19 protein-coding genes are annotated in these 23,039 nt (G+C 49.5%); 8 read left to right on the top strand and 11 right to left on the bottom strand.

The features are described 5' to 3' along the window. Positions 1 to 44: 44 nt before the first annotated feature. Positions 45 to 1,004, bottom strand: coding sequence for a sodium-dependent bicarbonate transport family permease (locus CBX96_RS12735; RefSeq protein ID WP_109286962.1), 960 nt, complete (start codon positions 1,002 to 1,004; stop codon positions 45 to 47). 136 nt (positions 1,005 to 1,140) lie between these two features. Between CBX96_RS12735 and CBX96_RS12730 the strand changes: the two genes are divergently transcribed. Both CBX96_RS12730 and CBX96_RS12725 read left to right on the top strand, forming a co-directional pair. Continuing rightward, positions 1,141 to 2,118 carry a LysR family transcriptional regulator gene (locus tag CBX96_RS12730; protein ID WP_109286961.1) on the top strand — a complete coding sequence of 326 codons (978 nt, stop codon included), beginning with the start codon at positions 1,141 to 1,143 and terminating at the stop codon, positions 2,116 to 2,118. Positions 2,119 to 2,194: 76 nt separating this feature from the next. After that, the gene (locus CBX96_RS12725) at positions 2,195 to 2,821 is read left to right on the top strand and encodes a LysE family translocator (RefSeq protein WP_109286960.1); all 627 of its coding nucleotides are present in this window, start codon (positions 2,195 to 2,197) and stop codon (positions 2,819 to 2,821) included. Positions 2,822 to 2,916: 95 nt separating this feature from the next. On the opposite strand, the gene CBX96_RS12720 is transcribed toward CBX96_RS12725, so the two are convergent. The 3 genes from CBX96_RS12720 to zapE all read right to left on the bottom strand — a co-directional run bounded on the left by CBX96_RS12720 (position 2,917) and on the right by zapE (position 5,780). Further along, the gene (locus tag CBX96_RS12720; RefSeq protein ID WP_109286959.1) at positions 2,917 to 3,852 is read right to left on the bottom strand and encodes an NAD-dependent epimerase/dehydratase family protein; all 936 of its coding nucleotides are present in this window, start codon (positions 3,850 to 3,852) and stop codon (positions 2,917 to 2,919) included. A 237-nt stretch (positions 3,853 to 4,089) separates the two neighbouring features. Further along, a complete protein-coding gene (locus CBX96_RS12715; RefSeq protein ID WP_109286958.1) occupies positions 4,090 to 4,527 on the bottom strand; it encodes a MerR family transcriptional regulator in 438 nt (145 codons plus the stop codon). A 50-nt stretch (positions 4,528 to 4,577) separates the two neighbouring features. Further along, positions 4,578 to 5,780 (bottom strand): cell division protein ZapE, encoded by a 1,203-nt coding sequence (gene zapE / locus CBX96_RS12710; protein WP_181382200.1) that lies wholly within the window; start codon positions 5,778 to 5,780, stop codon positions 4,578 to 4,580. Between the two features lie 229 nt (positions 5,781 to 6,009). On the opposite strand from zapE, the gene CBX96_RS12705 reads away from it, so the two are divergent. Continuing rightward, entirely contained in the window at positions 6,010 to 6,882 is an 873-nt protein-coding gene (locus CBX96_RS12705; protein WP_109286957.1) for a polymer-forming cytoskeletal protein, read from the top strand. Between the two features lie 3 nt (positions 6,883 to 6,885). Here CBX96_RS12705 and CBX96_RS12700 read toward each other — a convergent pair whose 3' ends face one another. Beyond that, entirely contained in the window at positions 6,886 to 8,424 is a 1,539-nt protein-coding gene (locus CBX96_RS12700; RefSeq protein WP_109286956.1) for a pitrilysin family protein, read from the bottom strand. Then, the gene (locus CBX96_RS12695) at positions 8,421 to 9,836 is read right to left on the bottom strand and encodes a pitrilysin family protein (RefSeq protein ID WP_109286955.1); all 1,416 of its coding nucleotides are present in this window, start codon (positions 9,834 to 9,836) and stop codon (positions 8,421 to 8,423) included. Before CBX96_RS12695 ends, CBX96_RS12700 begins: the two co-directional genes overlap by 4 nt. Positions 9,837 to 9,997: 161 nt before the next feature. Between CBX96_RS12695 and CBX96_RS12690 the strand changes: the two genes are divergently transcribed. Then, positions 9,998 to 10,825, top strand: a complete 828-nt coding sequence (locus CBX96_RS12690; protein WP_109286954.1) for a M14 family metallocarboxypeptidase — start codon at positions 9,998 to 10,000, stop codon at positions 10,823 to 10,825. A 97-nt stretch (positions 10,826 to 10,922) separates the two neighbouring features. Here CBX96_RS12690 and CBX96_RS12685 read toward each other — a convergent pair whose 3' ends face one another. The 3 genes from CBX96_RS12685 to CBX96_RS12675 all read right to left on the bottom strand — a co-directional run bounded on the left by CBX96_RS12685 (position 10,923) and on the right by CBX96_RS12675 (position 16,043). Beyond that, positions 10,923 to 11,837 (bottom strand): L,D-transpeptidase family protein, encoded by a 915-nt coding sequence (locus CBX96_RS12685; protein ID WP_011623835.1) that lies wholly within the window; start codon positions 11,835 to 11,837, stop codon positions 10,923 to 10,925. A 171-nt stretch (positions 11,838 to 12,008) separates the two neighbouring features. Beyond that, positions 12,009 to 13,565: a nitric oxide reductase transcriptional regulator NorR gene (gene norR / locus CBX96_RS12680; protein ID WP_109286953.1), complete on the bottom strand. Its 1,557-nt coding sequence runs from the start codon at positions 13,563 to 13,565 to the stop codon at positions 12,009 to 12,011. Between the two features lie 192 nt (positions 13,566 to 13,757). Then, positions 13,758 to 16,043, bottom strand: coding sequence for a nitric-oxide reductase large subunit (locus CBX96_RS12675; RefSeq protein WP_109286952.1), 2,286 nt, complete (start codon positions 16,041 to 16,043; stop codon positions 13,758 to 13,760). A gap of 621 nt (positions 16,044 to 16,664) precedes the next feature. Here CBX96_RS12675 and CBX96_RS12670 point away from each other — a divergent pair. Then, positions 16,665 to 18,389, top strand: coding sequence for a potassium/proton antiporter (locus CBX96_RS12670; protein WP_086902080.1), 1,725 nt, complete (start codon positions 16,665 to 16,667; stop codon positions 18,387 to 18,389). 166 nt (positions 18,390 to 18,555) lie between these two features. Here CBX96_RS12670 and CBX96_RS12665 read toward each other — a convergent pair whose 3' ends face one another. Then, a complete protein-coding gene (locus tag CBX96_RS12665; protein WP_089068385.1) occupies positions 18,556 to 19,482 on the bottom strand; it encodes an LpxL/LpxP family Kdo(2)-lipid IV(A) lauroyl/palmitoleoyl acyltransferase in 927 nt (308 codons plus the stop codon). Between the two features lie 102 nt (positions 19,483 to 19,584). Between CBX96_RS12665 and hldE the strand changes: the two genes are divergently transcribed. From hldE to CBX96_RS12650, 3 genes are all read left to right on the top strand, one after another. Continuing rightward, entirely contained in the window at positions 19,585 to 21,015 is a 1,431-nt protein-coding gene (gene hldE, locus CBX96_RS12660; RefSeq protein ID WP_109286951.1) for a bifunctional D-glycero-beta-D-manno-heptose-7-phosphate kinase/D-glycero-beta-D-manno-heptose 1-phosphate adenylyltransferase HldE, read from the top strand. Further along, positions 21,012 to 21,839 carry a hypothetical protein gene (locus tag CBX96_RS12655; protein WP_109286950.1) on the top strand — a complete coding sequence of 276 codons (828 nt, stop codon included), beginning with the start codon at positions 21,012 to 21,014 and terminating at the stop codon, positions 21,837 to 21,839. Before hldE ends, CBX96_RS12655 begins: the two co-directional genes overlap by 4 nt. Before the next feature lie 153 nt (positions 21,840 to 21,992). Further along, positions 21,993 to 22,472, top strand: a complete 480-nt coding sequence (locus CBX96_RS12650) for a TetR family transcriptional regulator (protein ID WP_011623828.1) — start codon at positions 21,993 to 21,995, stop codon at positions 22,470 to 22,472. 87 nt (positions 22,473 to 22,559) lie between these two features. On the opposite strand, the gene CBX96_RS12645 is transcribed toward CBX96_RS12650, so the two are convergent. Beyond that, the gene (locus tag CBX96_RS12645) at positions 22,560 to 22,949 is read right to left on the bottom strand and encodes a hypothetical protein (protein ID WP_109286949.1); all 390 of its coding nucleotides are present in this window, start codon (positions 22,947 to 22,949) and stop codon (positions 22,560 to 22,562) included. Between the last annotated feature and the right edge of the window lie 90 nt (positions 22,950 to 23,039).

Raw genomic sequence — 23,039 nt, 5'->3', positions numbered from 1 at the left:
AGCTAAAAAGGGAGACTGTCGTCTCCCTTTTTTATGGGCGAAGTTTAAGCGGTAATTTGTAGCACCCAGTGCTGATACAGGGGCAAACCGATTAGCACGTTTACCGGGAAGGTTATCCCCAGCGATGCCAGCATCGCCAAACCGATATTGGCCTCGGGAATCGCGGCGCGGATAGCGGCAGGCGCTGCAATATAGGAGGCGCTAGCACTTAAGGCTGCAAGTATTAAGATGCTGCCTTCGGGCAATTCCAACCATAAACCGACTCCGATACCACACCATGCCAAAATAAACGGCGTTACGGCGGCAAACACTAACAGACGCCATTGTTGCAGTGGCAGCGGTAAACAGACTTTCGCTGTGACTAAGCCCATCTCTAGTAAAAACAGTGCCAGTAGGGTTTTAAAGCCGCCGAGCAGCACTGGTGTGAGAGGGGCTAGTCCCGCCGGGCCATAGAGCCAACCTATCACGACACCACCTACCAGTAGCACGACGCCACGGCTGGTTAGCGCCTCATGCAACACACTGGATTTATGGGCCGTTGGCGCAGCATCTTGCCCCGCCTGTTTTGAGCTTAAGTATCTGTGCAACCAGAGCATGACCACAATCGCGGGCAGTTCGAGTAGCACTAGGTATAGGGTGGTTTCGGGCCTTAATGTCATCCCTGATTTTTCCACCATGGCGAGAACCACAGCAAAGGTGCCCGCACTGACCGACCCATAATGGGCGGCGATGCTAATGGCATCGGTTCGACCGAGTTGCACTAAGCGCGTCAGCACAGGGTAAAGCACTAAGGGGATCAGTAAGCCTAAGGCGACAACGGCAACCAATTCGGTGATCACTAGGTTTTGGGTATGACCGTGCAGCGCCATACCGCCCTTAAGCCCTAAGGTCAGCATTAACAAAATCGAGAGGGTTTCGTAGATGGCGGGGGGGACCTTAAGATCGGATTTAACCAAACCGGCGAGTAAACCTAAGGCGAAAAACGCAATGACAATATCTGGCATAAGTATCTCATTAATAACGACATCAACAGAATAATGCGCCGAGAAAGTTCTGCGGGCATCGATGGCTGGAGATTCTGAACCCAATTCGCTATATTGAAAAATAAATTGTTTGCAGATTAGGTATAGATAATCATCTATGAGTAAATCATCCCAAGGCCAACTTAAACTTCGGCACTTAAGCTTTCGTTTGCTCGAGGTCTATGTGCAGGTCGTCAGGCTTGGCAATATCTCGGCCGCCGCGCGCGCCTTGCATCTCACTCAGCCGACGGTCTCGCTACAACTGAAGAAATTGGCGGATATTTTGGGTGAGCCTCTGTTGGTAAGCGCTGAGGGGCGAATGCAGCCGACCTTAGTTGGGCAAGAGCTCTATCGGGTTGCCTGCGATACCTTGAGTCGTTTCGAAGACTTCGATGCCTTTATCCAGCAGGCGAGGGGCGGCAGTGTGGGCCATATCAATATTGGTCTAGTGACCACGGCAAAATACGTGATGCCTCGGATTCTAGGGGCCTTCTATCGGCAATTTCCGCAGGTCAAAGTTACCTTAAATATTGGCAACCGTGCGCATATTTTGGGGCGATTCGAACGTCAAGAGGATGATTTATATCTCTTTAGTCATCCCCCAAGTGGTGAGCATGTATTATCGGCGCGGATCATTAAAAATCCGCTGCAACTGATAGCCCCTAAGGACCATTGGGCAGTTGAGCGCCAACATCTCAACTTTAGCGAGTTGAAACAAGAGCGCTTTATCATGCGCGAGCCAGGCTCTGCCACACGGCTGATGTTTGAGTCTTGGTGTAGCGCCCAAGGCATTGCCTTGAGCGACACTATGCAAATTGAGAGCAACGAGGCAATTCGTTTAAGTGTGGCGTCGGGCTTAGGCTTATCGGTGATTTCGGCCCACACTCTGCAAGAGGGGCGTGAAAAACCCGCAATATTGTCGGTGAACGGATTTCCACTGGAGAGTAACTGGTATCTGGTGGGGCGCAGGGATAGGCGCTTACCCTATGCTGCCATGCAGTTGGTGTCGTTTATGGCGAGCCAACTTGCCGATTGTATTGAACCTGAGTGGGTTGCTGCGGATATTCAGCAGTTAAGCCAACGGTTTAATGGATGATACTCCGTCTTGTCGCTTAACTGACGATGGGGTAGTTTAGGCAAAATAATAGGTACAGAAGTAAAGAGGAATTTAAATGGAGCTAGATTCGTTGTTGATGTTTGTGATTGCGTGCCTCTCAATCAATCTGATCCCAGGACCCGACGTCATCGATATAGTCTCTAACACCATGAAAGGTAAGAAGGCCTACGGTCTTAAAGCGGCGTTAGGATTAGGGACTGGTTATTTTGTGCATACCTTGGCCGCTTGCTTGGGGCTCTCCGCCATTATCTTAAGTTCGGCCCTGGCCTTTAATATAGTGAAATGGCTCGGTGCGGCTTACTTATTGTATTTAGGTGTAAAAGCCCTGATATCCTGCTGGCAGGGCCAGAGCAGAATCGTGATTGGCGATAACGCGACGCTAAACACCAATGTGTTTTTACAGGGCGTAGTGGTGAGTGTGTTAAATCCTAAGGTAGCGCTGTTTTTCCTGTCGTTTTTGCCGCAATTTATCGACCCCGCCTCGGGCGCGGTTGCCACGCAGCTGTTGATCTTAGGTTTACTCTTCAGTGGCTTAGCAACCTTGGTCAACCTGCTATATGCCGCTAGTGGCAGCTGGCTATTTAATCGAGCCGACTCACAGCGTTACGCTCGCGGACTTGAGGGCGTTTCTGGCGTGTTACTGGTCGGTCTGGCCGGAAAAGTCGCCATTAGCGAGTCATAGCCTAAGCGTTTATTACTCACTGCCTGTTAGTGAATGCTTGTTAATGAATGGATGAGATGGCGTCATGCTTATCTACGACGCCATCGAGCATGCTCTTAGATTAACTGGCGCTCTTTGGCGATTTCAGCCAGCCCTTGTTCAAAGCGAGTGACCTTAAAATCAGGGAAACGGGCTTTAAATTTATCGGAAATAAACAGATTGTCGCAGCGATAACGGGGCAGCAATTCTCCCGCATCACGTATGGTGGGGTTGAATTTACCCGCGAGCCACAGTTGCCATTCTTTGACCACAGTATATCGAGCCGACACCTTAAAAATGTCGGCTGCAAGAGTAATAAATTCTTTATAGGTCAATATATTGTCATCACAGGGTAAGTGCCATGTTTGGCCATAGGCATCGGCAGTATTCCCGAGTAAGGCCATGGCGCGACTGGCATCTGGGGTGTAAATCAAACTGCGTTTTGTATCATCGCGCAAAAACACTTTGACCTTTTTCCCTTGGGCGAGATTGTCGATAACCGTGGTGTTGGTAATGCTCTGGGTTTGGCCTGGACCGTAAAATTCTGGTGCGCGGCAGATCATCGCCTCGAGTCGCCCTGCATGGATTTCATCGAGTAACATTTGGGTAATTTCGCCCCTCACGCGGCCTTTGGCGCCATTGGGCGCAAAGGCTGCATCCTCTCGCTGCGGCGCCGCCGTTTGCGGATACATATAGGTATTATCGAAATACACCAGTTTGGCGCCGTGAGTCTTACAGGCTTGGATAACATTACCCATAATAACAGGCCATTGCTCGACCCAAAGCTGTGTATCCATAGGCAGTCCCGCTGTGAGATAAACGATTTCAGAGCCTTCCACCGCGGCTAAGGTTTGTGCTAAGTCGAGCAGGTTGGCGCTCTTTAACTCGTCCGTGGCATTCACTTTTTGCGGATTACGGCTAACAAGGCGAATGTCACAGTCAAACTCGCGGTTAAGGCTAAGGGCTAGTTCTCTGCCGATTTGGCCGTTGGCTCCGAGTATGGTTTGTCTCATGTTTTCTCCAAAGGGATGACTCGTTTGCCACTATCCTAAGGTTAAAGCTAAGTTTAAGGTCAATAGTCTATCTTGGGATTTATTCGCTTGAGCTTAAACCGCACCTAGTGATGCCATAAGAATAAAGAGGGCAGTTGGGATGTGATGACTCATTTAGGCTAAATCCACAGCCAGCAAAGTGGTGACCAAAAGAGGGGGCCGTTATTGTTTTCGATATGAGTCCTTTCAGTAATCGGGTTATTTGGACTTTGGTTGCGATTGAGTGGGGAAAATATCCCAACCGAATTGAGACATCACCCGCTGTGCATTGGTTTGGCAGTCCATATCTTGGGGTTTAGCCTCTATTTCGGTTAAGACCTCCAATAACTTGGCTTTGTTGAGTGCGATTTTTCGCTCGATTTCTTCGAGATCATTGACCTTTTGCCGCAGCGTAGTGAGTAAATGCTGATGATCCCAGTTGGCGAGATCGGCTGGCAGTAATAACCGCAGTTCATCGAGGCTAAATCCCGCTTGTTGCCCGGTGGTGATCATCTCGAGCGCCATCACGGCCTCAGGGGGATAACTGCGGTAACCATTGGCTTTACGTTTCACCGCTTTGAGTAAACCAATGCGCTCGTAGAACCGGATCCGCGACGCCGCAAGTCCGGTCTTTTGGGATAATTCACCAATATTCATCTTGATATCGCTTTCTTGCTGATGTTAATCGTGACCATGGACGTTTTGCCTCATTCTACTCTTTGCTGGCTCATCTCAATGAGTCGACTATAGGTGCGGCGAAACTCAAAACTGAGGGCGCCGCCTTGGTAGAGTTCGCTCAGCGGCACTTCGCAACTTAAATATAAGCTCACCCCTTGATCGTATAACTCATCGATAAGGCTGATAAAACGCCGCGCTGGATCATCATTAGCGGCATAGGACAGTTGCCGCTCTCCCGTGGTGGCCGCTTGATTGTCGCCTGTGCCATCTTCAGTGCCGCGGGCGCGGATCCAACCTTTTACTTCGCCTCCGAGTCTTGGCACATTACTGAGCATTAACACCTTAAATCGGCTCGCAATTTCAATATAGTCGAGTTGCGAGCGCGGGCCATCACACAGGGCATGAAAATCAAACCAGGCGACCGAAGACTGCTGGTCTTCTGCTGTGGCGCGCACGACGGGAATATCCCGCTGACAAACTCGCAGTGTGCTGGCTTCAAGCACGGGCGCGCCATGCGTCAGCGCCGTGAAAATGGCCTCGAAATCCAGTGTGCCCGTCAGGCCAATATTCTTTGAGGTGGCGGCAATGGCCTCTGCCGACGGTTCGTGATTCAAGGCGTGCAATCTGTGGTCTTGCTCGCCATTCAGATGCAGCATTTGGGTATGGGTTTGGAGCAGGGCAATGCAGGGTAAAAATCTGTGTCTGGCGAGGCCATTCTCATATAAGCGCTCGATGGGAATGTTGGATGTGGCGACTAGCACCACCCCTTGGGCAAACAAGGTTTCAAATAAACCGGCGAGGATCATGGCATCCCCTATGTCTGAGACAAAAAACTCATCGAAACAGAGCACCTTGCACTCCTGCGCTAGATTTTTTGCGATCAGCTTAAGCGGATCGCGCTGCCCTGCATGTTGCTTTAAGGCTTGGTGCACCCGCGCCATAAAGCGATGAAAGTGCAATCTAAGCTTTCCCTGTTGTGGCAGGGCATCGAAGAACAAATCCATAAGAAAGGTTTTACCCCGGCCGACATCACCCCACAGATATAAGCCTTTGATTGGCTTAGCGTCTGTTCGACCAATAATCTGCTGATACAGCTTATCTAAGGCGAGCACCGCCTGTGCCTGCGCGGGATCCTCAATCAGCTCGGCGCCGATTTTGGCCTGATAAATGGTCAGAGGTGATTGGGGGGCGGTTGCCGTTGTGAGCGGGTTTAAGACCATGGAATTTGTCATCAATTGAGCCAGTGTTATCCCTTTGCGGCAGCAAGCTTGGGCTTATTTGGTGTGAGGTGCTAAGCCTAAGTCTGCTGAAAAACCTTGCCAGCCTAACACAGTTAATTAGCGGACTAAAATCTTACCTAAAACCGACTCAAGTCAAATATCAAGGGAATCCAATGCTTTATTCTTCAGGTATTTTCACTTAACATCTTTTTCACAAAAATAATGATATGGAATTAAACCTATGGGTAGCAAAGGTAATGGTGTCACTTTTATCAGTGCCTCAACCTCCATTGAGGGCGAGATGCAACTGGCGGGTACGGCATTAGTTGCGGGGAAATTAGCGGGAAATATCCGCTGCGCCGGACAGATTAAAATCGAGCTTGGTGGCGAAGTTTCGGGTGAGCTCAGCTGTGATGAACTGAAAGTCTGCGGAGTTTTTCGCGGCAAGGTGCGTTGCAATAAATTAGTGATTGTCAGCTCTGGCACGGTCGAGGGCGAAGTGCTTAGCCACCAATTAGAAATTTATGAAGGCGGGCAATTTATCGGTCAGCGCATCATCGGCCAAGAGCTGGAACATCTACCCGAGCTATTACAAACCTTAGCGCCAGAGGGCGCAGCCAAAAATACCAAAACCGCTCAGACTAACGCCTTGTATGCTCCGGATAATCAGCCGAGTGCGCGCAAATGGTTACCCTATGGCGCCGCGGCCGCAGCCGTCATTGTACTGGTCAGTGTTATAACGCCCGCAAAGTTAACCTCTTGGCTAAGCACCCTTAGTCAACCAGCGGCCATTACAGCAAATACTGCCAAGGGCGAGGCACAGAATCGTGAGAATTTGCACGCGCAGAATGAGGGCGGTGAAACTCTACTGCCATCACCCGTGAAAGATGACTCGCTCGTCAATGATAGCGCTGCTGCAAGCGATAACGACACGCAAACGGCTTCAGTCATGGGATTAGATAACCACGATGGCAGCAATCCAGAACACCCAAGCGAAGGGCATCCTAATATGGAGTCTGGCGCCGCCATGGAAGACTTAGCGCAAATGGAGCAAGGCCATGCCCAGATGTTACAACAGGGCACGGCGAGCGATGTACCTAGCGGTAAACTCTAAAAATTAATCGTTTACTTTGACCACCTCTAGCTGCCAGCCCGGCAGCTTGTGGGTGAGGTCGGCCGTTATCCTATCGACATCCCCCCGTAAAATCACCAAAGGTTCGCCGCTAAAGGCTTGCTGAGTTAATTGCTGCAACTGAGCGGGCGTCAGATCCTGCAGCTTTGCGCTCATCGCTTGGTTCGACTGGGGATCTAATCCCAACACGAGTTGATGAATAAACTGGGTTTCGCGCTGGCTGGGATTGTCTTGGGTTAACAGTGCTTCGCCAATCAGATAGGTTTTAAGGGCGGCAATTTCCCCTTCGCTTGCGGGCGCCGAGGCCAGCAGGTTGAGATGATCTAAGATCCCCACCACAAAGGCGCCCGTGTGTTCTATCGCCGTACTGCCATAAAACTTGATGCTGGTGGCGAGCGGTGCATTAGCACATTGGCCGTAAATGCCATAGGTTAAGCCGCGCTGTTCACGTAAGTCGTAATAGAGCCGCCCCGAAAAACTGCGTCCCAAGATGGCGGCCAAACTGCGGCAAGCGAGTGGAATATCCTGTGCTGATAAGTGTTTATTGTCGAGGGCATAACCGACTCGTACCTGAGTTTGTACACTCCCCGGCGCATCAATCAGATAGATAGTGTGAGACTGCTTTATCGACGAAGTCGCTTGATTAAGCGGCTTTGGTTTAGTTGATCTTGTGGGCAAGCTTGAGTTTGTAGCACTCGGCCACAGGGCGAGGCTTTGCTTGAGATCAAACTCGGCTTCTGCGGCCTCTGTGCCTTCTAAAAACAGGTGCCACTTTGCTTGGGCAAACGTGCGCTGCTGCAATTGCGACAGTTTACTTAAGGTGAGAGAGTCGTACAGTGCTTGATTATTGATGCTCTGATTATAGGGATGTGCTGCCCCAAGGAGTTTATCGCGCCAGACTTTATCAATTTCGACGCCACTAAAGGCATTTAAGTGCTTATTGAGTTTCAATTGGCGGCGGATATTGTCGATATCGACTGCTGCCACTCCATGTTCGCTAAACGCATCGGCTTGCCAAAATTGTATCAATAGGCGGTAGAGATGATTAACCGGCATGGGGCAGGCTAGGCTCAGATTGATACTGTGTAGGGTAACGCGAGTCTCAAAGGTTTCAAGGCAGGCATCGGGTTGGTTCAGCGCCAGACTGCGGGCTTTTTCCTGCAAGGCAAACTGTAAAATATCCGGATTTTCGAAGGGCATGCTGGGACTGATGGCGACGAGGCTCACCCTATTACTCAGCCCTTGGCTGCTGTGTACTGTGTGGAGCTGGTAGGGGAGTGTTAAGCCATCGGGCACCGCATCGATAAAAGCCGATTCCGTGGGCAGGCGGATCAGCCCCACCTCCGGTAGCTGAGTTGGGGTATCGAAGCTTGCCAAGCTGGGCGCTTGGGTGGCGGTAAAGTTAAGCTGGGTCTGTTGGCAGGCCATTAGCGAGATACCGATAAGGCCAAGGCTCATGGCTTTTAGGCCTTTAAGGAGATTTTGCACTATTGCCAATCTAGTGAATGGAATCGTTTTTGTCATAGTACCGCGTCCTCAAGGCTATCGCTCACACCCGATGGCAGCCACTCCAGCAATGTCTTTCCTACGCGGATATACCAAGGCGGTAACAGGTCAACCCTAACCATATCGGTGGTAAAGTATCGCGTGGCAACCCGTTGAATATCCTTTGCACTAACGGAGTTAATCCGTTGCCATTGGGCCGTTAAAGGATGCATTTGGTCTTGTTTCGCCGTAGCAGATAGCAGGGTGGCAAGTGCTTGAGTGTTATCGAGCAGCGCTAACTGATTGTTCAACCAGGTTTGTTTAAGTTGGCACAGTTCTGCGTCGCTTAATGGTGTCTGCTGCACTTTGGTAACCACGCTTAAAACCTTTTCCGTTAAGTCGTCGAGGGAGGTTTTGGCCCTAGGCACTAAGACCAGATTAGTTATGCCATGATTTTCCAGTTCAAAGGGCAGTGAATAACTCAACATTTGTGCCGGATCGTGCTGGCTGATTTGCGCTATGGCGCTGCTGGTATTTTGGAATAAATCGCCTTCAAGCAGGCGAATCGCGGCGGCGTCGGGATGATTTTTACCCACAGTATGCCAGGCGAGCAGTAAGCCGGGCCAAGGACCTCGTTCATCGATAAGCTCTGCATGCACGGGTTTGGGAGTGATTTTCAGCTCATCAAATTCAGCTATGGGCTGACTAGGCGTGGGCCAAGCATTAAAGTATTGCTCGACAAGCGACTTAACGTCTGAGGGAAGCTTGCCGACTAAGGATAACTGCATCGCATCGGGACGATAATGGTCGCGGTGAAAGGCGGTTAAACGCTCGGGACTCGCCTCGGTAATATCCTCGCGGCTGCCAATAATACCGTGGCCGTAGGGCGTATCCTTAACCTGCTCTAGCAGAAACTCCATCGCACTGCGCACGTAGGGCTGGTTATCTATGGTTTGCGCCATTTCTTGGAGCACGGTTTCCTGCTGATTTTTCACCGTAGTCTGGTTCAAATCGGGGCGAATAAAACGATCGGCCTCGAGGAACAGCCCTAAGCCGAGGGCTTGGCTGGGTAGAGTGACGTAGTAATTGGTGTAATCGAAGTGGGTGCTGGCATTAAAACGCGCCCCAAGGGCACTTAACTGCTGGGCATAGCTGTCGCCGGGAGCCTGCTCACTGCCCTTGAAGAGCATGTGCTCGAATAAGTGCGCATAGCCCGTTTGGCCTTTGGCCTCATTGCGCGCGCCGACATTAAACTGGCTGGCAATGGTCAAGGTATGCATATCTGCTTGCGGCAAGAGGTGCACCGTGAGGCCATTGGCCAAAGTGTAAGTCTCAATTTGCGACTCGAGTTGATACAGTCGCTCGGCGCCCGTTATCTGGCACTGCGCCTTAAGTGAAGGGCTAAGCAACGCGATAACTAGGCCAAAATAACCGCTAAGGTATGGTCTCATTTAGCATCCTATCTAAATTACCCGCTGAAGGCTTTCATCCGTGTGGTTGTGAAGCCGGCTAACCCACTCGTCTGATTTCATCTAAATCAGTTGAATAGCATTCAGTTTTTTAAAAGAACTGCTATGATGGCACAGTTCTTTTTCTGGCATAAGTACAAGATATGGTAAGCAGATCTCCGTTCGAATCCTTTCAGTGGAAAAGCGATATTTTTAACTGTGAAAGCACTGATATCGATAATTTTTATCTACAGCTTGAGCAGGAAATGTCCCGTTTGGGGATGGTTGAGAAAAAACTCGGTGAAGTCGGCAAGTACAGCGTCAGTCTGTATCAATCTCCCGCCGCCAAATCTGGCTTACCTTCGTTATTGATCAGCGCTGGGTTTCACGGCGAAGAATCCGCAGGCCCTTGGGGCTTACTACACTTTTTAAGTGAAGCATCGGTCGATTTATTCGAACGGGTGAATTTGAGCATTCTGCCTCTGGTGAATCCAACAGGCTTTAAGCGTGGTCATCGATTTAACAAGTTTGGCGAAAACCCTAACCGTGGTTTCGTGTTTGAAAACGGTAAACCTAAGGCGAACGAGAGCACCTCGGTGGAAGGTAAACTGCTGTTAGAACACGCACAATTACTCATTGGAGCGAGCCGAGACGGTATTTTAACCTGCCATGAGGATGTGCTGAGCCGTGATGCTTATGTGTATTCTTTCGAACCAAGCCAAGTGCCGGGACGTTTTAGTCTCGATTTACGCGATACCTTAGGGGGTTATTTCCCTATCGCGGCCGATGGTGAGATTGATGGTTGCCCGGTTAAAGATGGCTTGATTTTCAATCATTTCGATACCTCATTTGAGGCGTGTTTAGTGCGTAGCGGCGCGCGTGTCGGTGCCTGTACTGAAACGCCAGCACTGCAAAACTTCGACCAACGCGTCTTGGCAAATAGCGCGGCAATGACCCATTTCTTGGCCCTTTGCGCACCATTATGCGATTGATTCGATAAGTGCTATTTCGATTGAAACAAAAATACCCGCCTAGGCGGGTATTTTTATGGGGGTAGCGGCATCAACCGCTACTCTATTGATTCGCTTATTACTGATTAATAATCGTTGGCACGCCTGTACGCTCATCGAGCAGTTTTTTAATCACTGCTGAATCGGTATCGGCCTTGGCAATAAACTTGGCGATGTCTTTCGGTAAGGTCAGAGAGACTGGCTCTGCTGATTCAAACTCGGCAATGGTGCGCGACAGTGGCTGGTGCACGGCTAAGTAGCGCTTACCATCTGGCTCTTCGGTCGCTTTAATCGGTTGGTTCACAAATTGTACTCGGGTACCCACGGGAACCGTTTTGAATAAGTGTTCAATGTCATCGTGGCGTAAACGTACGCAGCCTTGGCTAACACGTAAACCAATACCGAAGCTGGCGTTGGTACCATGGATGGCATACAAGTTACCTATGTAGAGCGCGTAGAGTCCCATTGGGTTATCGGGACCTGCTGGCCATACCGCAGGCAGAATTTCGCCCCTTGCCGCATATTCTTTACGAATACGTGGTGTCGGTGTCCAAGTTGGGTTAGCGCGTTTACGTTGAACACTGGTGACCCAGTTTTCAGGGGTATCTTTACCAATCTGACCAATACCGATTGGCAGCACTTCAACGGTGTTCTTACCTTTTGGATAGTAATACAGGCGCATTTCGGCGACGTTGATGACAATGCCTTCACGCGGCGCATTTGGCAGAATGAGCTGTTGAGGAATTAATAGCTTGCTGCCTGGTGTTGGTAGGAAAGGATCCACGCCAGGGTTTGCTTCCAGCAAGTTGCTTAGACCGAGTTGGAATTTAGCGGCAATATCTTCGAGGGTGTGTTTACCCTCTGGCACTGTGTAATACAGGTTCTCGCCAACTAACCGACTCTTCGAAGACGGTAAAGGGTATTCCGTTGCTAAAGCGGAAAGACTCGGAAAAACCAGAGTCAATAATAAAGCTGTGGTGCGAAGCATACTCATAAGCGGATACTACGATTCCTGTTAATAAAATAACCTGTTTTACGCGGCTTTTTCTCCCCAAAACAGGGCTGCAAATTGTCGGGCAAAGTGCACTGGCGCGCGAAGCTCGCATCCTTCCTTATTTTGGCCATTATTTCAACTGAAATATGATCCGTACGGCGTATTTATCACTTATTTTAGCCTTAAGCGTTTTGCGAGGCGATGCAGATTACCTGGGTCGAGTCCTAAGGCTCTGGCCGAGGCGGCCCAATTGCCGTTTTGCGCCGTGAGCACTTGTTTGATGTAGTCACGCTGAAAGGCGTCGGTCGCTAGGGCTAAACTGACACCTTCTAACGGGCGAAGCTGCATATCGTTTACGCTTAAACTTGCCGATGCGTTTGTCTCTACAGAGCTTTGTTTAAAGGGTAAATCAAAATGTTGTGGCGCTATGGTGCAGCAGCCATCCTGTGCCGAGACGCGCGCCAGTACGGTTGCCCTATGAATGGCGTGCTCGAGTTCGCGCACATTGCCCGGCCAAGCATATTGATTGAGCAACATTAAGCTACTGGGGCTGAAGTTAAGCTGTTTCATCCCAAGCTTTTGCCGATATCGCTCGGCGAAGAATCCGCTCAACAAGGTGATGTCCTGCTCACGTTCCCGCAGGGGCGGTACTAGCAGGGGGAACACACTTAATCTATGGTAGAGATCGGCCCTAAAGCGGGCAGCCAGCACTTCTGTTTTAAGATCTTTATTGGTGGCGGCAATGATACGCACATCGACTTTAAGACTGCGATCATCCCCCACTTTTTGAATATCGCCATATTGTAGTACCCGCAGCAACTTGGCCTGAAGCGTGAGCGGAAGCTCGCCAATCTCATCGAGAAAGAGTGTGCCCTTATCGGCCATTTCAAACTTGCCACTGCGATGGCTGATGGCGCCGGTAAACGCGCCTTTAATATGGCCAAAGAGTTCGCTTTCGGCAACCGATTCAGGAAGCGCCGCGCAATTGAGATAAACCAAGGGTTTGTGCTGTCTCGCGGACTTTTGGTGAATTGCCTGTGCGACTAATTCTTTGCCCGTTCCTGTCTCGCCTAAAATCAGTACGTTAAGGTCGCTATGGGCAACAACTTCTATCTCTCGATTCAAGCTTTGCATCTGGGGCGAGTTACCGATGATTTCGGCATCGTGGTTAAGGTTGGGGCTTTTTTCTTGCACATGGGTCGAGTGGCTATTGAGGGCCATGCGCTCCAACTTTTCAACCAGCAGGGCGTTGCTTAAGGATGCGGCGGCAATCGCACTTAAGCTGCGAAGCTCAGTATTGCTGAATTGGTCGAACTGCAGGGGATTAAAGGCATCGATGGTCACGGCGCCGATAAGCTGCTCGTCGGCAAATAAGGGCAGTCCGATACAGGCATGGACTTTCAATGCCCCGGTTTGATTGGGGATCAAACCATCGTAGGGATCGGCAAGTTCACTGTCGGCGGGAAAGCGCACTATATCCCCTGCACGGGCAATGGCCTCAAGCCTTGGGTGCTCATTCAGGATAAAGCGTCTGCCGAGCACATCCTCGTTCAAACCATCGATAGCCAGCGGGGTAAAATAGTGTCCATGGAAGGTGAGTAGCGCAGCCGCGTCACAGTGCAGGTTAGCTCTCACCGTATCGAGCAAGCGTGTGAAGCGGTCCCTGTGAGCTAAACCTGAGGTGATATCCAGAGCGATACGGGTAAGGTCGGTTTGACTAAGGGCCATAAAAACTCCTGCTGCGGGGCTTCTCTGATTTATACCATTGATTGTTATATTGACACAGGTTATTTAGACACAGCTAACCGTTAATGCGGTATGGCTATAAAAGCGTGGTGGACGATAAACGGCGCAAGCTATAAAAATCAGCAACCAAGGTGCCTAAACGACACCTTGGTCAGACCGGATTTATCGCTGTGGTTAGTGATTTGTTTGTAAGACTTCCTGTTGCATTTTGGCAGGTTTATTCAGGGCTTTTCTGATCAAATCGAGCAAGAAGGCGCCCATTAAGAGACCACCGATACTGAAGATGACATCCCCAAACATGCGCATCCAAACCAGCCTTTCAACCAGTGGACTATGGATCACTTCTGGCGAACGGGCGAACCAATATCCATGGTCGATGACGGCAAAGAACTGCGTAATCCCCACGGGTAATAACGACATGAACACCATAGCCGCTAGGCCAATATTGAGGCTCCAGAAGGCGCCTTTGAGCATTTTATCATTCCACTGCATATTGCCGGTGAGGCCTCGCAGACAGAAGAGCATCAAGCCCATGCCGAGCATACCGTAAACGCCCATAAAGGCGGCGTGACCATGGGTGGCCGTGGTGTTTAATCCTTGAATGTAATAGAGCGAGATAGGTGGATTGATTAAGAAGCCCAGCATACCGGCACCGACCAAGTTCCAAAACGCGGTAGCCACAAAGAACATAATCGCCCAGTGATAACGTTGCATCCAGCCACTGGCTTTACGCAGGCGGTAGGTTTCCATGGCTTCGAAACCAATAATGGCGAGGGGAACAACTTCTAAGGCGGAGAAGATGGCGCCCCAGGCAATCACCGAGGTCGGTGTGCCTGTAAAGTAGAGGTGGTGTAGGGTGCCAATCAAGCCACCGGTTAAGAAGATCACCGTTGTAAATAACACGGCGCCGTTGGCACTGCGGCCGCGGATTAACCCTAAACGTACTAACATCAAGGCGATAACGGCAGTGGCAAAGGTTTCGAAGAAGCCCTCAACCCACAGGTGTACTACCCACCAACGCCAGTATTCTGCAATCGCTAAATTGGCGTGTTTACCCATAAAGAGGCCGGCGCCATAGAACAAACCAATCGCCACGCAGGAGGCATAGAGTACCCAAATAACAGGGCGCATTTCGCCTTGCACTTTGAGGGCGGGTTTGATGGCGGCGGTGACTAAGGCAAGCCAAATCAATAATCCTGCGAGGAGTAAGATTTGCCATACTCGGCCAAGATCTATGTATTCATATCCTTGGTGACCAAAGAGGAAGTTCATATCGAGGTCAAAATACTGCTGTACACCAATCCATTCGCCCGCCATCGAGCCAAGCACTACGACGACTAAGGCTACCCAGAGTACGTTAACGCCAAGACGTTGATATTTCGGCTCATAACCCGATAAGGCGGGAGCAATATATAGCCCTGTGCCTAACCAGGCCGTGGCAATCCAAAATACCGCTAATTGGGTGTGCCAGGTACGAGTGACAGAGTAGGGCAGTATTTCTGAAATCGGTAAACCGTAAAACTCTTGGCCTTCTACCGCATAGTGGGCAGTGATCCCGCCGAGTAAAATTTGCAGTAAAAACAGACCAATTGCCGTGATGAAGTATTTGCCGACGGCTTTTTGTGAGGCGGTTGGTTTAGTGAAAAACAGCGGATCTTGCTCCGAAGGCTTGGGCAGGCTTTCATGTTTGCCGCTTGCATGGTGCCAGATCAATCCGCCAATCCCCGCAATTAAGGTCACAATACTGAGTATCGACCAGACGATATTATCCGAGGTCGGTGTATTGCCTAACTGGGGATCGAAGGGCCAGTTATTGGTGTAGGTATAGGGGGCATCTGGGCGTTCAGTGATTGCCGCCCAAGCTCCCCAAAAGAGGAACGCATTGAGTTGTTCGCGGCGGGCAAGATCGGGCACTGTGCCCTCTTTCATGGCGTATTGTTCACGAAGATTGCTAAGCTCTGGATCGCTCCCAAACAGGGATAGATAATGCTGCTCGACCCTGTTAATCGCTTCGATACGAGCGCTAGACAAGCGAATAAGCACTGTGCCATCGGCCTGTGGCTCGACGCTGTTATGGCGTAAATCTTCCCTTAATGCTTGCTCAAGCCCAGCTTTTTGTTGGGAGTTTAATTGGGCAAACGGCGTTTGATATTGCTGCTCTGCGCGAATATCGAGCCAAGCTTCGGCTTCTCTGTGTAACCAGTCGGCGGTCCAATCTGGGGCAACATAAGAGCCATGTCCCCAAACCGACCCCAGTTGATGGCCGCCCATGGAGCGCCAGACCAATTGGCCTTGTTCGATATCATTTTCGCTGTAGATAACCTGGCCATTTACATCTGTAAATGCAGTGGGGATCGGTGGTTTTTCCCGATAAATTTCACTGCCTACGCTCAGCAGTACAGTGAATGAAGCAATCAGCACAACTAACAGTGCGATAGCGGTGAGTTTTTGTTTGCTCATAAGTCTCCTTGATGCAACGTCATTTTGATACGTTTCACCTGTTATTGCGTAATACGTGCCAAATGTTTTTGTTGTTAAAAATAAAGGAAAATATAAGTTTTATTCTATGATTTATTGTCTTTTTGATACTGGTTTTTTGTTGTCGATATGACAGCTATTGTCTTTATGACAGCTTTAAGGGCTTGAATGTCGATAACACAATGGAAAAAGAGATTTTATCTATGCTTTCAAGTTATTGCGGAGTTAATGGGATTTAAGTCGGCATTTGGAAGATAGTGTACATTTTTATATGGTTACCCCCACCATTTAGGCTGTATGCGGTGAGTTTGTATGGAATAGGTTTTTAAAATGTATTGATAAATAAAGATTTTATCTTGTTTATGGGCCTTAGGTTATGTTCAGTAGGCATTTTTGCTTGTACTGGTTTTTATATAAAAGTTAGTCAAAATGGCCTATTACTGAGGATTTCAATGTAGATGTTTGAAATTTAATATTTAAAACTCCATTAATTTGCATTTTTTATGCTAGTATAGAAACACAAAAATTTTCAACTGAGTCATTTTTAATCTAGGTGATTTCTTTATCGTTTAACTAAACACTCTTGTATTTAAGGAGGCATGTGTGGATGCAGATTCCATCAATAGTTTTTTTCTGATCGGTGCCTTGCTTGCCGCAGTGAGTGTTTTGTTAAGTCCCGTATCTTCACGCCTGGGTATCCCTATCTTATTAATTTTTCTCGCAGTAGGGATTTTAGCTGGGGAAGATGGTCCCGGCGGCATTCTGTTTGACGACTACTCAACCGCTTATCTTGTCAGTAACTTAGCCTTGGCCATTATCTTGCTCGATGGCGGTATGCGCACGCGTGTCGCAAGCTTTAGGGTGGCACTCTGGCCGGCATTGTCGCTGGCGACCTTCGGAGTCGCTATCACCACCAGCATCACTGGTGTGATGGCCGCATGGTTATTTGACTTACACTGGCTACAAGGTTTGCTGGTGGGGGCGATAGTCGGCTCCACCGATGCGGCGGCGGTATTCTCACTATTAAAGGGGCGTAGCTTAAACGAGCGTGTAGGCGCGACGCTGGAAATCGAATCGGGTAGCAACGACCCTATGGCGGTGTTTTTAACCGTAACCCTGATTGCCATCCTCGCGAACGTGGATGCCGAGTTATCCGCAAGTTTTATGCTGATAAGCTTTATTAAGCAGTTTGGCTTGGGGATTTTCCTCGGCCTCGGTGGCGGTTGGCTGCTGTGGAAGTTGGTTAATTTAAGCAAACTTGCCGAAGGCTTGTATTCAATTTTAGTGCTCAGTGGCGGCCTGATGATTTATGCCGCGTCGAACAAACTTGGCGGCAGCGGCATCCTGTCGATTTACTTAGTCGGTTTATTCCTTGGCAACAAGCCTACCCGTGGTCGCCATTCAATCTTAAACGTGTTGGATGGCATGACCTGGGTCAGCCAAATCGGTATGTTCCTCGTATTAGGGCTGCTGCTCACACCGTCTGACTTGTTGGATATTTGGCTGCCGGGCTTGGCATTGGCCTTTGGAATGATCCTGTTTGCCAGACCGTTAGCCGTTTGGCTCAGCTTGCTGCCCTTTAAGAGTTTTAGCAGTCGTGACCGTTGGTTTATCTCGTGGGTTGGGCTTCGCGGCGCCGTGCCGATTATTTTAGCGGTATTCCCTATGATGGCGGGATTACCTGGCGCTCAGTTGTACTTTAACTTGGCATTCTTCGTGGTGTTAGTGTCACTGTTAGTGCAAGGGGCATCACTCACCACGGCGGCGCGTTTAGCTAAGGTGGAGTTACCGCCTAAGCCATTACCGATTTCACGCTCTGGGGTCGAAATTTACCCGAGCAGCGAGTGGGAAGTGTTTGTGTATCATTTGAGTGAAAACAAATGGTGTATCGGCGAGCCGCTTAAACGTCTCTCTATGCCGGATGGCACGCGGATTGCGGCGGTATTTCGCCAAAACACACTGTTGCATCCATCGGGCAGTACCTGCCTTGAAGCGGGGGATATTTTGTGCGTGCTCGGGCAAGAGAAGAGCCTAGAGGCCTTGAGTAACCTCTTTAGTCAAGCGCCCGAAACCAAAGAAGTGCCACGTTTCTTCGGGGACTTCTTTATCGATACCGAGGTTAAGCTGCTGGATCTAGCGCCGATTTATGGTCTGGAGTTAGACGAAGCAACAGGTGATATGACGGTCGCGGATTTAGTGGCGGCAGAATTAGGCTCACATCCGGTACTTGGGGACCAGTTCCTGTGGCAGTCGTTGCATTGGGTGGTTGCAGGGCTCTATGAAGGCAAAGTCACCAATGTGGGTATTCGCTTACCGGCAGAGGCATAACCAGTGCTTAAGCCTGCTATGCTGGGCTTAACAGGATATGATGCTTAGGGTTTCAAGCCCTCAAGAATGCTTTAAACCGAAAGTTCTAAGATAAAAAATGCCAAGCGATTGCTTGGCATTTTTTATTCGCGTTTAAGCGCTTATCTCGAACAGATTGAACAAAAGCTTATTTATATAAGGACTTGTCCGTTGGATCTGGGCGAGTCTTAAAGCGGCGGTGAAGCCACATATATTGGGCGCGATTTCTATCGATAATCCCTTCGATAATGTTGTTACCGCGAATGGCATCGGTCAGTTCATCTTCGCCGGGGAAGTTATCCAGCGGCGGCATAATCTCGATATGGTAACCCTTATCGCCTTCGGTGCGCTCCACGAAGAAGGGGAGCACTTTGGCCTTGCCTAGTTTGGCCAGTGTGGTGGCGCCAGTAATGGTCGCGGCATCGGGCACGGCATAGAAGGGAATAAATACCGCACTCGAACGCCCAAAATCCTGATCGGCGGTATACCAAATCACATCGGGATTGCGTAAACAACGTACCATCTGACGTAGATCGCGTTTAGGTACTAAGGCTTTGTTTGAGCGTAGGCGGCCTTTGACCTGTAGGTATTCCATCACCGGATTGTTGTGTGGGCGATATACCCCAACACCAGGTTGGAATTGACCAAAAATACGCGCGCCCATTTCCAGTGGTAAGCAGTGCACTGCAAACAGAATCACCCCATGGCCAGCGTTCAAGGTGTCTTGAACGTATTCTTTGCCGGTGATCTGCATATGTTGTTGGATTTTTTCATCTGACCACCACCAGGCATTGATGGTATCGAAAATCGCTTTACCCGTTTCTTCAAAGTTGCGGGTCAGCAGGGCTTCACGCTCCGACTCAGGCATATCGGGGAAACAGAGGGTTAAATTGCGGCGCGCGGTATGGGTACGACTGCCTGCAATAGCCTTGACTAATCGGCCTAGGCCTTTGCCTAACTTCATCTGCCACGAGAGAGGTAATACTTGGGTAATCCGCATCACTAACACCCCAAACCACATGGGCCAGTGCTTCGGATGATATAAGGATGATGAAAACTCAGCTTTCTCGACCACAAAAATACTCACTACTTTTGAAAATTAGTGCTTATTCTAACTCATATTTTGCCGAAAATTAGGTACAATCACGGTTTAATTTCTGCAATAGATAAGAGCGCTATGAAGGTTTCTCTGCCAGCATTTGAAAAAGCCAAAGTGTTAGTTGTCGGCGATGTGATGTTAGATCGCTACTGGGTTGGGCCGACGGGACGTATCTCGCCCGAAGCGCCAGTGCCCGTGGTGAAGATTAACCAAGTCGAAGATAGACCGGGTGGAGCGGCCAACGTAGCGCTAAATATCGCGACCCTAGGCGGCCAAGTACAATTGGCGGGGTTAGTGGGCGAGGATGATACCGCTAAGGCGTTAACCCTTGGGGTGCAAGCTCTGGGTGTTGAACCACAATGGCTAAAAATTGCCGACAAACCGACCATTACCAAGCTGCGGGTATTGTCGCGTAACCAGCAACTCATTCGCCTCGATTTTGAAGAGTCCTTCGATAAGCAGGATAGTGCGCGTTTACTCAAACAGTCTGAAGCCTTACTCGATTCGGTCGATGTGGTGGTGCTGTCGGATTATGCAAAGGGTGCTATCGATAAGCCGCAGGATTTTATTGCACTGGCTCGCGCTAAAGGCGTGAAAGTGCTTGTCGATCCAAAGGGTTCCGATTTTAGCCGTTACCATGGCGCTTCACTCATCACACCCAATATGAGTGAATTTGAAGCCGTGGTAGGCGCGGTAACCTCGGAGGCGGATCTGCTCGAAAAGGCCCGAGGCTTACTCAATAAACATCAGTTCGACGCTATCTTAGTCACTCGCTCCGAAAAGGGCATGACCTTAGTGACGGCCAATGCCCCTGAGTTACACATTCCTACGGTGGCCCGTGAGGTGTATGACGTAACAGGCGCTGGCGATACTGTGATTTCTGCTCTGGCGACGTCACTCGCCGCGGGCGCAGAATTGCCGCAGGCATGCGCCATTGCCAATACCGCCGCAGGGGTTGTGGTGGGTAAATTGGGCACTTCAACCGTGTCTCGTATCGAGCTGATTGAAGCCTTAGCACTGCACCACGGTGAGTCGGGTTTTGGGGTGGTGAGCGAAGATCAGCTTGCCTATGCCCTAGAGCAAGCCAAATTGCGTGGCGAGCGAGTGGTAATGACCAACGGTTGCTTCGATATTCTGCATGCTGGGCATGTCAGTTACCTCAAGCAAGCCAAAGCCTTAGGCGATAGATTGATTGTGGCTGTGAATGATGACGCCTCGGTCAAACGCTTAAAAGGCGAAGGTCGCCCTGTCAATCAAGTGGATAGACGTATGGCGGTGTTAGCGGGATTAGCCGCCGTCGATTGGGTGGTGCCTTTTAGTGAAGATACGCCACAGCGGATCATCGCCAGATTGCTCCCGGATCTTCTCGTCAAAGGCGGTGATTATAAGGTTGAAGACATCGCCGGTGGTGCCGAGGTGATTGCCGCGGGCGGCCAAGTCCAAGTGTTGGGATTTGAAGACGGGATATCAACGACGGCCATTATCCAAAATATCATGGCAAAACAGTGAGTCTCATTGCTCTGACGCTGATCTCTAGCCTGACTTGGGTGCCTATTGGCGACAAGCAGGCGTTAATTTGCCCGTTAGCGCAATTGAGTCAGTGTCTGGCAAGCTTTCCAACTCAGGTCCGTGAACAACTCCCCCGTAGCGAAGCCCAATTTCAAACAGAGCTTGGGCTTCGCAGTGCGATGGTGTTACCCGTCGAAAATAGTCATTTCTCCGGTTTAATCCTGGTAAATGAGCGAGAAACACCAGAGTTTCAACTGCTCAATATCGATGGCACAACCTATCAATATGACCTCAAAGAACAGGCATTATTAACCCTGTGGCATGAGCTAGGACACCTTGAGAATCTGGCCTTGCAGGGCAGTTTATTGCCAAAAGAATTAACAGCTTACCAGCATGAGTGGTTAGCGGATCTCTATTTGGTTTGGCGTGTTGCTAAGGCCAAAGGCAATCTTGATTTAGCCTGGCAGCAATACCACAGACGCAACCTTGCGGCGTTAACAAGTTCGCAGTATATGTCTCACTGGAGCAGCCCGATGATGATACAAGTGTTAAAAAAGTATCATGTGAGCCAGATTGCCCACTACAGCCAATATCGTGATTTTGTCGCCGATTTTTATCCTAAAATAGTACAAATAGAACCAGAGGTATTTCGCGAATATTCGAGTTTAATGCAGCGCACTTTTGGTGAGACTGTGCTGCAACCCCTGCCAGCATACCTATCTTGGCGTAAGCCGGATCTTGGGCGTTACCTTAACCCGACACTGACATTGCTAATGGGGGAGGCAAAGGCCCACGACTGGTTAGTACAAAATTCAATGTTGTGAATATGTAAACAGAATCGATAAATCTCCCTGTTTCAAACTGAACCCTAGCTGAACAAAAGCGAAATACACTTGTTTGGCGTTTCCAAACAGCAGTAATCCCTGAAAGGCTTTGGTAAGCTCTACCCCAGAAAAAGAACAACGGGAGACTTTACTATGGCTAAGCGCTCGCGAGTACAGACTGAGCAGACCATAAATCAGATTATGGATGAAGCGTTAAGACAAATTTTGACTATTGGCTTTGAGACTATGTCTTATACCACGTTATCTGAAGCAACGGGGATTAGCCGCACCGGTATTAGTCATCACTTTCCGCGTAAAAACGACTTCTTAATCCGTTTAGATAGTCGTATTGGCAATTTATTTGTTGCCGCGCTCGACTTTTCTAGCCAGGAAGCCTTAGAAGCCTCTTGGATGAAAGCGATGCAAGAAGAGCATTACCGCGCAGTGTTAAGATTATTCTTCAGCCTCTGTGGTGGCGCGAATAATGAAATCACGCTCTTCAGAGCGGTCAGCACAGCACGTCAGCAAGCCATTGCTGAATTAGGATTGGTCGGTGATCGCACCATCAATCATCTATTAGGCCGTACTGCGGTTATGCTGCTGTCTAATTTTGATGTTGCCAAAGCGGCATAATTATAAGTATCACCACAAAAAAGGAGCCTCTGGCTCCTTTTTTGTTTCTATGGTTTGGCGCGCCGATTACGTGTTCGCGCTGTTAAGTTAGTTAAGCTGTAATGGGGTAGACAGTTGCGCTTGTTTTAACTTTTGTTGGGTAAGATAAACGCCGACAGCCATAAAGGTCAGCGCCGCGGCGATCAGGGCGCAAAGCGCATGATGGAACACCAAATGGCTGATAAAGAAGGCTGGAATATCCTCAATACTATCGATAAGGAAGAGTTTAACGATAAGCCCAAGGTACAAGAGTAAGTGCAATATCGCTCCTGTAATAAAGAGGCGCTTAAACTTTTTCACCAAACGAGCGGCGAGATTGATGCGGTAATAGCGGCAAAACAGATAACCGCCGGTGCCAATGCCAATCGATATCCAGCCGAGCCCCAGCAATGAGGTTTTAATCAAAATTGCCGACAGCATAAATAATCCAAGCAGCATCAAGCTATCCTTTCAATGAATGGGGCGACTACAAACAAGTTGCGCAGAGACTAGCTGAGCAGGCTTAAAAACGTGTGAAAACACATCCCT

Source organism: Shewanella sp. BC20 (assembly GCF_003129585.1).
GTDB classification, from domain to species: domain Bacteria; phylum Pseudomonadota; class Gammaproteobacteria; order Enterobacterales; family Shewanellaceae; genus Shewanella; species Shewanella seohaensis.
The sequence above is the reverse complement of the archived record's forward strand: the minus strand, read 5'-3'. Positions and strand labels throughout refer to the sequence as shown.